The sequence below is a fragment of the Myxococcales bacterium genome, assembly GCA_016717005.1.
Lineage (GTDB): Bacteria > Myxococcota_A > Polyangia > Haliangiales > Haliangiaceae > UBA2376.
Genome location: JADJUF010000037.1, coordinates 1,085,741 through 1,096,690, shown reverse-complemented (window position 1 = coordinate 1,096,690; position 10,950 = coordinate 1,085,741). Strand labels below are relative to the sequence as shown.

The following is a 10,950-nucleotide window of genomic DNA, read 5'->3' as shown; positions in this document are numbered from 1 at the left end:
CGCCCCGTGGCCATCGAGATCGCGAACAACGCTGTTCAGTGGTGCGTGGAACCCGACGCGGACGGGATGCGCCTTTTCGCCCCGTCTGGTGGAACTGTCGTCTCGCTCCTTCGCGGCGCATTCCGCGAGTCAGAGGAGTTGGTGCGCTTGGCATGGCGTCTACTTCACGCAGACGAGCGTAGCGGCCTGCGAGGTCTCCTGGTCGGGGTTGATGACGTGGTGTTGTCTGACGACCGTGTTGATGAGTTGGTGTCCATCTTCGAAAGGCGACTCGGAGAAGCAGTCGATGAAACGGGCCACGTCCTCCGGGACCAGTATTTCGATATCGAGCAAGACTTGGGATGGGTCGATAGGCGCGAGCTCGCGCCCCGCCTCGACGGCGCATTGCAACGGCTGTCGAACGTCGACAGCGTCCTCGGCTGGCACGCAATCGCTGTCCGTTGGAAAGCGCTAACGACCATCGAGCGCGAGACCGCGTCGAAGCGGATCGCCCGGGCCTCGATTCACGAAATCGCCGAAACGCTCCTCTTTAGGTACCTAGCGCGCTTGGTCGCCGTTGCGCCGGATGTGTGGTGCGCGTCGTTGCAAGATGCACTCAACCGCGGTGCTCGTCTGGAAGCCAGCGTGGCCGCCGAGGTGTTCGCGTTGTTGCCGCGGTTGCAGCAGCGTGCCGTGGCAGACCAGCTCGCGACGTCCGATCTTGCGCAACTCGAACTACCGTGGCACCGGCGCGGTGGCGGCCGATTGGATTGCGCCCGGCCTGCCGACATTGTTCGAAGGACGCTGTATGAGTTGGGTCTCTGATCTGAGGCTGCGACAGGATCGGAGCCCAGACTCCCGTTTTCGACGGTCTGCTAGTATCGTCTCCCGCAGCAGAAACGAAAGCGCTCACCGCTGCCACAGGGACATGGGCCATATGCAGCCGGCACGGCGCCAAGTCGCTGAACAATGCGCTGCACTCGTCTCTTCGCATGGTGAGCGCGCTGGCGATCCAGCGTCGGTCCCGCGCGCTTGCATCGTCGAGCGTACCCCATAGCGCCCGGAGTCGGCGCCGCGCGCACCGAAAGGCCCGCAGGCGTAGGCGCCAAGTAGGAGAATCGCAAACTGTTCGCGAACCTCAACGCCCGCGCATCGACGCCCACTAATGCAGAGGCCTTTCCGACAAACTGATCTGCCATGGAGGCATCTTCGTTCCACGAAGGTGCGTAGCACTCCCAAAACCAATCCCGAAATCCTTGCGCCTCGGGAGAGGCGACTAGCGCCATGCAGGCATCGATACCCAACGCCTCAATAGTGCTCGCGATGTCTGGTAACTCGTTCGCGTACATTGCGGCCTCGAGGCCGCCCACAGCATCAAACGACCGCAAGAAGGTCGAACGTTGCATCTTCATCGTGGCAATTCCCGAAATCTCCTCTCGTGCTCTACAACGTCGAGCGAATAGTGATACGCAGCGGTCGAGATCCAGGTTCCAGATGGAGCAGCCGGTTCACCAGTTCTCGATCCCACACCGCAAACGCTGTGTCGCCACCAAGGCCGAGCGATTTTCTAATGCTTTTCGTCGAGAGATCCGCTACAACGTCTTCAATGGTTCGGGTCGACACATTTTCTGGAACCAATTCCACAGCTCGAGCAAGCACCCTTGCCAGTCCGGTGATTCGCAGGCTCTTCTCAATCGAGCCACACCAACGCTTCACGGCTTCCCCCCCACTGAGAACGGAGTGTGAGGCCTGTCCGAGTTTACCACGGACTCCGTTCTCGCTCTCTGTGACCCCCACTTCCGCGACAGGGTACATTAAGCGCAACCTGCGGCGCTCGATCAATGCTGCAACATGCGTCAGTCCGAGCGCCGATACCAAATCAGCGGCAAACTGCATCGGGAGCCAGACCTCTTCGTACAATAGCAGCGCCGACACAAACTTGTGAATTCCCCTATCGATCGGGTCTATGTCGGCGAACTCCCATCCGGTCCCGAGATGAAGCGCGCCAGGACCTCCGTCTGTAGCGCTTTCCTTGAACTGTACCGTCATAGGACCGGAAAGCCTTGTGGCCATCAAGGAAGACAACAACACTCGACGTCTATGGCGATGAAATTGCAGCCTTCCTCCGAGCGCGTCCAGTTCATCGCCCATCATTCTTGCAAGTTCCTCGAGTCCCACAACCGTCCCAAACTGATGCGCGGGTCGAAATGAACAGGAGACGGTGTCTTGACTAGTCCAGTCAGCTGAACGCACGTCGACTTCTGTGCGTAGTTCGCGGGCAGTACGGACTCGGAGGCTGTTCGACGGTTTGGACCAAAGGACCACGAGCATCGGCGTTGCGGTCGGGTCGGTCCAAAGCGCGAGATGACGCGTATCAATGTCGACGGCGGTCGGAGCGCTAGTGAACGCGCCACTTGTGCTCTTCGCTTGGAGCAGGAACGTTTGCGGAGAAATTCGTCTTTCGACTCCTACGAGCGTCACTATTTGCACCTGCGCATCTCGCCCGAAGTCGTCTCCCTCCGTGGCCCTCGAACATCACCAGCCGCATGAAGACCCACATCCCGACCGTCGCCCCAGCCATCGCCAGGATGATCCCGATGACCCGCGACGATGGCACCGGCCCGCCGGAGCGTACGACCACCGCGTCGATCGCCGCCGCGACGCGTACCAGCAGCGCCGCCAGCAAGCCGAGCGGCCCGGTGAGCGTCAGGGTCATGGCCAGCGCCGCCGCGACGACGAGCCACGCCAGACCGCGCCAGACCCGTGCGCGCAGCGCGTGGCCGGCGCCCGGGACGACCAGCGACAGCGCCGCCACCGCGAGCTTCATCTCCCCAGTGATTCCAGACGCTCCGCCTTGTTGCCCCACCGCGGCATGATAGCTCGCTCCCGTGCCAGGCGGCCCGCGCGCGGCCCCCAAGCGATCAGGCGGCCATCGCGCGGCCCCATCGCGCTGGTCGCATCGTCGCGCCAACGCGCTCGCCTACGGCTGGGCCTCGCAGCGTGCCTCGACCAGCGCGTCGACCGGCGCCGGTCCCGCCCAGTCGACGGTGAGCCGCCAGGCGTTGGGGACGTCGCCGCACGCGGCCGGATCGGACACGATCCGCCAGCACACCTCGGGAACGCCGACGCACTCGGGCAGCACGACCGGATCGGTGCGCACGCCGCCGACCATCGTGTAGTGCGTGACCTCGCAGCGCACCTGCACGCCCGGCTGGTCAGGGCGTTGGTCGAGCAGGGGCTGATGGATGCACGGGTCGCCCTGCGCGCGCCGCACCTGCTCGGCGGTCGCCGCCAGCGCGGCGTCGTACGAGCCGTCGCAGATCGACGAGCGCGAGGTGTGACCCAAGACGCTGTCGAGGAACGTCGCGAGGCGAAACCCGGGATACGCCGACCCATGAGCGCCCTGGCACGATGGCACCACCGCCGGGCGCGTCGGATCGTCCGGGTCTGCCGCGACCACCGCGGTGCGCTGCGCGTCGACGGCGCCGATGATCCCACCAACCACCAGGTCGCTCGCGTTGGGCTTGAGCGTGCGCAGGAAGTCGACGTAGCGCGTCGCCGACTGGACGTACGGCGAGCCGGCCCGGGGCACGCAGCCGGTCCGCGTCCCGAACATCCGCGGGTTCGGATCGTTGTCGCACCGCACGCCGAACTCGAAGCAACGGAACGACGTGCGCGGGCCCAGCGGCGACGCGATCGTCCCGTTGGGATCGCCGAACAGCTGACTGTCGGTCGCCGAGCAATCGTCCTCGTCGCCGACGAGCACCACCGCCAGCATCGCGTCGGCGCGCAGGAACCCCGGGTTCTTGCCCGGCTGCAACGCCTGGAACATCGCCTCGAGCGGCTGCTCGAAGCCGCACCCCGTCGTGCCGAGCTGGACCATGCACCCGAGCACCGGCGCGAGCTCGCCTGTGAAGTTGCGCTGGCGCCCACCGCCCGCGTCACGGAGGTCGGCCAGGAACGGCGCGGTCAGCCCCGGGCATCCGTTGAGCTGCAGGTAGCCGTTGTCGCCTAGCGGCCTGCTCGCCGTGCTGCACCCGCCGATGTTCACGCCACCGCTGCCCATGTTGGTCGAGACCACGCCGACGTGCAGGTTGGGGAGCCCGCCCGGCAGCGTCGACAGCCGCTGGACCATCGCGGGGATCGCGGCGGCCACCGCCGCCTGCGCCGCGGCCATCGTGCCGGAGTTGTCGACGACGAACAGCAGATCGAGGTCCGGGTTGGCGGCCTCGTTGATCGTCGCGATCGCCTCCGGCGCTGCGTCCGGGGCCGCATCGGCGGCATCGTCGACGCCGGTCGCGGCGTCGATCGGACCACTTCCGGCATCGCCGCAGGCCGCCGCGGCCAGCGCGAACGCCGTGACGACTCGAAACACATGATTGATATTGGTCACTTGAACTCCTCCAACGACCGGCGCAGAGCGCGCCGCTCTTCGGACGACGCCCCTCCAGACAGATCTTCCCCTGATTGTGGTTGGAGGACGTGATCTGGCAGCGGACCTCGAGGACGGCATCGGCCGGTGCGGCGCTGGCGCGGCCGTCTCGAGTTCAACCCGCCTACGGCCGCACCTCGCAGCGGGCCTCGACCTCGCTGTCGGCGGCCGGCGGGGTCGCCTACGGCCGCACCTCGCAGCGGGCCTCGACCACGCTGTCGGCGGCCGGCGGCGTCTCGCGGTCGATCGTGAGCGCCTGGTTGTCGGGCGCGCGCGGGCACGCGGCGGCCTCGAGCCGCCAGCACGGCTGCGGGCCGCCGACGACGCAGCTCGGGATCACGACCGGGTTCGAGCGCACGCCGTCGGTCACGGTGTACTCGGTGACCTCGCACCGCGGCTGTAGCCCGGCCGCCGCGGGGTCGGTATCGACGAGGGTGGCGTCGATGCACGGGCTCCCGTGGGCGCGCAGGAGCTGCTCGCCGATCACCGCCATCGCGTCGCCCAGGGGGTCGTCGCAGACCGTCGTGATCGCGGAGCGATCGGGGAACGCCTCGAAGAACGACCGCAGGCGGAAGGCCGGGAGGGCGTTCCCGGACGACGACGAGCACGACTCCAGGAGTGCTGGGCGGGTCGCGTCGTCGGGGTCCGGGCCGACGACCGCGGTCCGCTGAGCGTCCGAGCTGCCGATGATCCCGCCGACGACCACGTCGCGCGGGTTGGTCTTGAGGCCGCGCAGGAACTCGACGTAGGACGTCACGGCCTCGACGTGCGGCGAGTCGACCCGGGGCACACAGCCAGTGCGGCTCCCGAACGCCCGCGGCGTCGGATCGTCGTCGCACTGCACGCCGAACTCGAAGCACCGGAACGACGTGCGCGGCCCCAGCGGCGACGTGACCGTCCCGTTGGGATCGCCGAACAGCCCGCCGCCGGGCAGCGCCGAGCAGTCGTCCTCGTCCGAGAGGATGACCACGCCCAGGAGCGCGTTCGGCCGCAGGAAGCCCGGGTTCTTGCCCGGCGACAGCGCGCGCTTCATCGACTCGAGCGGCTGCTCGAAGCCGCAGCCGGTGGTGCCGAGGCGGGCCAGGCAGCCGAACTGGCATTCAGGTCACCGGAGTAGTTGCGCGCGCGCGTGCCGTCGGGGTTCTTGAGGTCCTCGAGGTACGGCGCGGTCAGCCCGGCGCAGCCGTTGGTCTGAAGGTTGCCGTCGTCGCCCTCGGGCCGCGATGCCGAGCTACAGCCGCCGATGTTGACGCCGCCGGTCCCCACGTTGGTCGACACCACGCCCAGGTGCAGGTTGGCCAGCCCGCCGGTCAGGGTGTAGAGCACGTTGGTCATGGCCTGGAAGTTCGCCGCCAGGCCGATCTGCTCCTCGATCATCGACCCCGAGTTGTCGACCACGAACAGCAGGTCGAGGTCGCGATTGACCACGGCCGGGATCGTGGCGACCGTGCTCAAGCCGTCCCCTGCATCGGTCGAACCATCACCGCCGCTACCGCCACATGCTGCCATCACCAGTGCCAGCAATGCCCCTTGGATGATCTTCATACGCCCGTCCCTCCTTGCGGATGATGGTACCACCGATTTACCGGTTCCTGGCAAGACCCGCGCGAAGGCCTCGACTCACTGTCGCCGACCGCGCTCGATCGCGGTTCCGGTCCCGCCTACGGCCGCACCTCGCAGCGGGCCTCGACCTCGCTGTCGGCGGCCGCGGGGGTCGCGCGATCGATCGCGAGCGCCTGGTTGGCGACCGCGCGCGGGCACGTCGCGGCGTCGGCCTCGAGCCGCCAGCACGGCTGCGGGCCGCCGCTGACGCAGCTCGGGATCACGACCGGGTTCGAGCGCACGCCGCTGGTCACGGTGTACTCGGTGACCTCGCACCGCGGCTGCAACCCGGCCGACGCGGGGTCGGTGTCGACCAGGTCGGCGTCGATACACCGGCTGCCATGAGCGCGCAGGAGCTGCTCACCGATCACCGTCATCGCGTCGAACAGGTTGTCGTTGCAGATCGTGTTGAGCGCGACGCGCTCGGGGAACCCCTCGAAGAACGACCGCAAGCGGAAGGCCGGGTACGCGGTCCCGGACGCCGACTGGCACGACGGCAGGAGCGCCGGGCGGGTCGCGTCGCCGACGTCAGCGCCGACGACCGCGGTCCGCTGCTCGTCGGTGCTACCGACGATGCCTCCGACGACCACGTCGCGCGGGTCGGCCTTGAGGCCGCGCAGGAAGGCGATGTAGGGCGCCACGGCCTCGACGTGTGGCGAGCCAGTCCGCGGCACGCAGCCGGTGCGGGTCCCGAACATCCGGGGAGCGGGGTCGTCGTCGCACTGCACGCCGAACTCGAAGCACCGGAACGACGTGAGCGGGCCCAGCGGCGACGTGATCGTCCCGTTCGGATCGCCGAACAGCCCGCCGCCCGGCAGCGCCGAGCAGTCGTCCTCGTCGGAGATGATGATCACGCCCAGGAGCGCGTTCGGCCGCAGGAACCCGGGGTTCTTGCCCGGCGACAGCGCCCGCCGCATCGACTCGAGCGGCTGCTCGAAGCCGCAGCCGGCGGTGCCCAGCTGCGCCATGCAGCTGAACTGCGAGCTCAGGTCGCCCGTGTAGTTGCGCGCGCGCGTGCCGTCGGGGTTCGCGAGGTCCTCGAGGTACGGCGCGGTCAGCCCGGCGCAGCCGTTGGTCAAGAGGTCACCGTCGTCGCCCGCGGGTTGCGCTGGCGTGCTGCAGCCGCCGATGTTGACGCCGCCGGACCCGACGTTGGTCGACACCACGCCCAGGTGCAGGTTGGCCAGCCCGCCGGTCACGGTATTGAGCACGTTGACCAGGCCCGGAAAGTTCGCGGCCAGGGACGCCTGCTCCTCGAGCATCGACCCCGAGTTGTCGACCACGAACAGCAGGTCGAGATCGCGCTTGACCGTCGCCGGCAGCGTGGTGACGGTGCTGAGGCCATCACCGGCGTCGATGGCCGCGTCGATGGCGGCGTCTTGGCCGGCGTCGATCGGCTGGTTCGGCGGGTCATCGCCGCAGGCGGCGAGCCCGACGAGCGCGAGCGCCGCGGCCCAGGTCACGTTTCGGATGGTGCGATCGGTCTGCATGGTGACGAGCCCTCCTGACGCGCTCGAGCAGCAAGCGACGTGCCGGCCGCGAGCTCGGGGGCGCAGGCTCGTGAGTGGGGGCCTGCGCCGGTTCCGTCACGCGATCGACCGACGGCTGACATGCGCCGTCGACGTTCCACCTGTCGACCGCGCGAGACGTGACACCGCGCTGCTCGATGACGCGTCGTCGAGGCCCGGCCGAGACCACCCCACCCACCCGGGGTGAGATCGCGCGCGCCGCGCTCCCGCCGACCCGCCGCCGTGGTACGTCTCGCCCATGGCCCGCGTCGTCGACTGGTACTTTCACCGCAACGGTTGAACGAGCTGCAAGCGATCGCAAGAGTTTCTTGCGACAGGCGGCATCGAGGTGCGCGAGCTGGTCCGCGCCGACAAGCACCCCATGGCGGCGCCGGCCGCGCTGGCGCTGGTGCGCACCGCCCGCCGGCTGATCGTCGCCAAGGGCAAGCAGACGATCACGGTCGACCTGGCGAGCAAGCCGACCGACGACGCCCTGCGCGCGCTGGTCATCGGGCCCAGCGGCAACCTGCGCGCGCCGGCCATCCGGGTCGGCGACACGCTGGTGGTCGGCTTCACGCCGGCCGGGCTCGACGACGCGCTCGGCGGCTGACCGACCTCGCCGGCTGACAGACCTCGCCGGCTGACCGACCTCGCCGGCTGACCGACCTCGCCGGCTGACCGACCTCGCCGGCTGACAGACCTCGCCGGCTGACCGGCGTCGCGCGGCACAGGGGACATCACAGGGGACCGACGGCTCCGCGCCGCGGACCGTCGGCCTGGCCGACGCACGTCGACGACGAGGTGTGGATCGATCCGGCGGCGCGCGCCGCTCACTCGTCGCGGTGATGATCCTCGAGCCCGCGGAGCCGCGCGATCAGCTCGTCGTCGTGGGACCGATCGCGGACCACCGTTCCGCGCCGGGCCGCTTCCCACGGCGGGGTCTCGACCGGCGCGGCGCTGGCGACCTCCTGGCAGTGGAAGATCGCGCGCACCCGGGTCACCTGGGCCTCGCTGAGGCTGCCGACGCGCTCCCGGACCGCGGCGATGAAGGCGGCGACGTCGGTGCGGAGCTCAGGCCGTTCCTCGAGAACGCGCTTGGTCGCGGGGTACTCGGGGTACATCTGGTTCAGGTTGCGGGTCATCGGCGCGACGTGCTCGGCGTGCCCCTGGGCCCGGCACGGGTCCATGATGAACTGCTGGCCGAGGTCATCGTAGGTCCGGTCGCCGGCGTCGGCGTGCGGCAGCAGATCGAGCCAGATCCGCGCGTAGACCTCATCGCGCTCGACGCCGCCGCGGATCGCGTGGCCGCCGGCGGCGCCCAGCGGCCCCGTCAGCGCGCCGCCGGTCAACTCGGGATGCTGGCGTCCCAGCTCGGCGATGCCGATCCCACCGAGGGCCCGGCCGAACGACGGATCGGCGGTGGTGCCGGCCTGGGTGACGACGCCGATGTCGTGCTCGTAGCTGCCGCGCATCCACTCCGGGAAGCTGGAGGCGTGCTGGGCCAGGACCGGAAACGTGGTGTGCGCGGTGTAGGGATCGATCCCCGGGCCGCCGTGCAAGGTGACGTCGCCAGCGACGAAGTCCTCGCCGGCGTCATCGACGATGCAGCCGTCGACCCGGTGGTGCATCGCGGTCGGTCGCTCGTCGGGCGGCAACGCGCGCAGCCGCTCGACGACCTCGCGCGGGATGCCCGGCGACTGGAAGGTGACCACCCGGACCAGGACGTCGGGGTAGAAGCACGCCGCGATCTGCGCCAGCGCGCCGCCGAGGCTGTGGCCCGTGGCGCACGCGCCGTGGCGCCCGCCGAGCCGGCGGACCGCGGACTCGATCACGGCCTGGTTCATCGTGAACTGACCCATGCCGATGCCGACGTGGTTCGTGTCCTCGGCCAGGTCTTGCCCGGTGGCGGTGCCGCGGAACGCGATGATCGGCGTGACCGTGGCGTCGGCGCGGGCCGGCAAGATCCAGAACTGCAGGCCGGCCTGCCCGCTGAAGAACTCGAGCCGATCGGTGTCGAACCCCAGGTCGTGGAGCCCCGTGCGATCGAGGGCGTCGACCTCGGCGTGCCGCGGCGCGGTCCAGCGCTCCCCCGCGGCGCGAGCCTCGCCGGCGCCGTCGCGGTGGCGCTCGGCCGTCGGCGTCGACACCGGCAGGTCGCCGTCGAGGTACGCGATCCGGTGCGCGATCTGCTCCATGCTCAGATCGCTGACGACGTGCGCGCGCGCCGCGGTGCGGTCCTCGGCGGTGAGCTCGCGCTGCACCGCAGGCCCGCCGCCCGCGCCGCGGTGCGCCATGGGATCGAGCAGCGCCTGGGCCGACTCGCCGCGCACCACCAGGTCGGCGACCGCGTCGGCGTGCTGCTCGTAGACATCGCCGACCCGGCCGACGCCGCCGTCGAGCCGGACCCCGCCCCGCTGCTGCACCACGTGCGCCGCCTCGTGCGCCGCCTGGCGCAGATCGGGAGCCGCGGCGAACGCCACGTCATCGCCCGTGGCGAAGGCGCGGGCGCCGATGGCCGCCGCGGCCTCGGCCGCCGCACCGCCGACGTGCGCACGCACGCCGCCCACGTCGTGGTGACCGAAGCTGGCCTGGATCGCGCCCAGGTGCGGCAGCTGGCCGCCGGCGCCGGCGACCCCGCGCGCCGCGGCCTGGTGCACGCCGAACGGATCGTCGAAGCCACCGTCGGCCTGGACCGCCGCGGGCGCAGGCGCGGGCGTGGATGCGGATGCCGCCTGGCGGTGCTTCGAGGCCGGCAGCCGCGAGGTCAGCGTGGTCTTGCCGGGCGCGATCCGGGCGGGTGGCCGGTCCGGCGCGCCCTCATCCGAGCCGTCGCTCAACCACCCGAATGCTCGACCCATGCTCGCTCGACGTGTCCGCGGCCCGATCTTCCGGCGATGGTGCCAGGATCTGCCAACTGGCCGCGATCACTAGCACACCGCGGGGATCTCGGGTCCTGCCCGGGGGCCGGCGAGTCAGGCCGTCATGGCGTGCAGGCCGATCCGGTTGCCGTCGAGGTCGTCGACGACGGCGATGAAGCCGTTCTCGCCGATGGCCATGTGCGGCACCGCCACCTTGGCGCCCGCGGCGGTGGCCCGGGCCAGGGTCGCCGCCACGCCGTCCTTGCAGTCGAGGTAGATGATCGTGCCGGCGGCGCCGGGCGTGAGGTGCGGGGCGCTGGCGACGATCGCGCCCGACACCGCGTGGCCGCCCTCGGGGCACTGGGTCGGGAACACGGCGTGGGGCATGCCCCCGAACACCTCGCGCTTGAGCGCGAGCCCGAGCGTGCGCTCGTAGAACGCGACGGCGCGGTCCATGTCGCGGGTCGGGATCTCGAACCAGTTGATGGCGTTGAACGGCTTGGCTTCGGTCTTGGTGGTGTTCGACATGGCTTGCGTTTACCGCGGCCGTTTGACAGCCTTCTGTCAGGTT

Annotated in this window: 10 protein-coding genes; 2 read left to right on the top strand and 8 right to left on the bottom strand. The window is 69.8% G+C overall.

All coding sequences use genetic code 11. The features are described from left to right. The first annotated feature begins 6 nt into the window (after positions 1–6). Positions 7–804, top strand: a complete 798-nt coding sequence (locus IPL61_28395) for a hypothetical protein (protein MBK9035140.1) — start codon at positions 7–9, stop codon at positions 802–804. A gap of 618 nt (positions 805–1,422) precedes the next feature. On the opposite strand, the gene IPL61_28390 is transcribed toward IPL61_28395, so the two are convergent. From IPL61_28390 to IPL61_28365, 6 genes are all read right to left on the bottom strand, one after another. After that, a complete protein-coding gene (locus IPL61_28390) occupies positions 1,423–2,469 on the bottom strand; it encodes a hypothetical protein (protein MBK9035139.1) in 1,047 nt (348 codons plus the stop codon). Then, complete coding sequence (locus tag IPL61_28385; GenBank protein MBK9035138.1) at positions 2,378–2,806, bottom strand: hypothetical protein; 429 nt, start codon at positions 2,804–2,806, stop codon at positions 2,378–2,380. Before IPL61_28385 ends, IPL61_28390 begins: the two co-directional genes overlap by 92 nt. Before the next feature lie 153 nt (positions 2,807–2,959). Continuing rightward, positions 2,960–4,354 (bottom strand): hypothetical protein, encoded by a 1,395-nt coding sequence (locus tag IPL61_28380; GenBank protein ID MBK9035137.1) that lies wholly within the window; start codon positions 4,352–4,354, stop codon positions 2,960–2,962. A 238-nt stretch (positions 4,355–4,592) separates the two neighbouring features. Then, a complete protein-coding gene (locus IPL61_28375; protein MBK9035136.1) occupies positions 4,593–5,444 on the bottom strand; it encodes a hypothetical protein in 852 nt (283 codons plus the stop codon). Then, positions 5,441–5,956: a hypothetical protein gene (locus tag IPL61_28370; protein ID MBK9035135.1), complete on the bottom strand. Its 516-nt coding sequence runs from the start codon at positions 5,954–5,956 to the stop codon at positions 5,441–5,443. Before IPL61_28370 ends, IPL61_28375 begins: the two co-directional genes overlap by 4 nt. A 116-nt stretch (positions 5,957–6,072) precedes the next feature. Further along, positions 6,073–7,476, bottom strand: a complete 1,404-nt coding sequence (locus IPL61_28365) for a hypothetical protein (protein ID MBK9035134.1) — start codon at positions 7,474–7,476, stop codon at positions 6,073–6,075. A 394-nt stretch (positions 7,477–7,870) separates the two neighbouring features. Here IPL61_28365 and IPL61_28360 point away from each other — a divergent pair, with 394 nt between their 5' ends. Then, positions 7,871–8,131 (top strand): hypothetical protein, encoded by a 261-nt coding sequence (locus tag IPL61_28360; GenBank protein MBK9035133.1) that lies wholly within the window; start codon positions 7,871–7,873, stop codon positions 8,129–8,131. Between the two features lie 220 nt (positions 8,132–8,351). Here IPL61_28360 and IPL61_28355 read toward each other — a convergent pair whose 3' ends face one another. Continuing rightward, positions 8,352–10,379 (bottom strand): DUF4157 domain-containing protein, encoded by a 2,028-nt coding sequence (locus tag IPL61_28355; protein MBK9035132.1) that lies wholly within the window; start codon positions 10,377–10,379, stop codon positions 8,352–8,354. A 114-nt stretch (positions 10,380–10,493) separates the two neighbouring features. After that, complete coding sequence (locus IPL61_28350) at positions 10,494–10,907, bottom strand: VOC family protein (protein ID MBK9035131.1); 414 nt, start codon at positions 10,905–10,907, stop codon at positions 10,494–10,496. Positions 10,908–10,950: the final 43 nt, after the last annotated feature.